The organism is Nitrosomonas sp. Nm33 (assembly GCF_900107265.1).
Classification (GTDB): Bacteria; Pseudomonadota; Gammaproteobacteria; order Burkholderiales; family Nitrosomonadaceae; genus Nitrosomonas.
The window spans coordinates 1-1,099 of sequence record NZ_FNPJ01000166.1; the positions used below are offsets into that span (position 1 = coordinate 1).

A 1,099-nucleotide genomic window follows, 5' to 3' on the forward strand; every position below is an offset into this window, starting at 1 on the left:
ATCAGAAGTATCTCGAAGCCTGGAAATCAACGGCAATATGCTCAGAAGGTGGATCAGGGAATATCAGGCAGATGATAATGAACAGGCATTCCGGGGCAATGGGAAGCTGACAGCGGAAGAGAAAGAAATCCGGCAGTTGAGAGCACAGATCAGGCAACTCAAGCTGGAGAGGCAAATATTAAAGGAAGCCGCGGTCTTTTTCGCGAAAGAAACGAAGTGAAATATTCGTTTATCACCCAAAGGAAGAAGACCTACCCGGTTGGTTTAATGTGCCAGCTCATGGGTGTGAGTCGTAGTGCTTACTATAATCATGTTAGACGTGCCGTTAATCAGGAAAAAGAGGCGCGTCACGAGGAAATGCTTGAAGCGGTCCGGAATATAACTCGAGCCAGTCATCATACCTATGGCAGCCGCAGGATCAGGAAGGCGGTGAATGCACCAGGTTATCCGGTTGGTCGCTGGAAAGCTCGAAGCCTGATGCGGGAAGCCGGAGTGCAAGTAAAATATCGAAAGAAGTACAAGGTGACAACTCACAGCAATCACAAGCAACCGGTGTTCGAGAACAAGCTGAATCGACAGTTTGATGTTGCCAACCCGGATCAAGTCTACGTTGGCGACATAACCTATATTTGGACCCGGGAAGGCTGGCTGTATCTGGCTGTTGTCATCGATTTGTTTTCGAGGAAAGTGGTTGGCTGGAGTATGAGTTCAAGAATGAAAGCGAGATTGGTTTGTGATGCATTGAGAATGGCTACCTGGCAGCGCCAGCCACAAGAAGGATTGATTGTACATTCGGATCGCGGATCACAATATGCCAGCAGGGAATACCAAAGGCTTCTGAAAATACATGGCTTCCTGGGTAGCATGAGTCGTGCCGGTGATTGTTTCGATAATGCTGTAGCAGAAAGTTTCTTCGGCAGCCTTAAACAGGAACGAGTCCAGTGGCGAAATTACCAAACTCGCTATGCAGCACAGCAAGATGTACTGCAGTATATTTCCATGTTTTATAACAGTCATCGGCTGCATTCATACTTGGGATACAGAAGCCCGAATCAATATGAGATAGAAACAGAAAAATTGGAAAAAGTCGCTTAACTGG

At 47.0% G+C, this 1,099-nt stretch carries 1 protein-coding gene; it reads left to right on the plus strand.

The genetic code is table 11. From position 1 onward, the window contains the following. A protein-coding gene (locus BLV54_RS15290) for an IS3 family transposase (RefSeq protein ID WP_371113311.1) occupies nt 1-1,095 on the plus strand; the annotation gives its coding sequence in 2 pieces (ribosomal slippage) (nt 1-203 and nt 203-1,095; 1,096 coding nt annotated over the 2 pieces). This gene is flagged as partial in the annotation. Nucleotides 1,096-1,099: the final 4 nt, after the last annotated feature.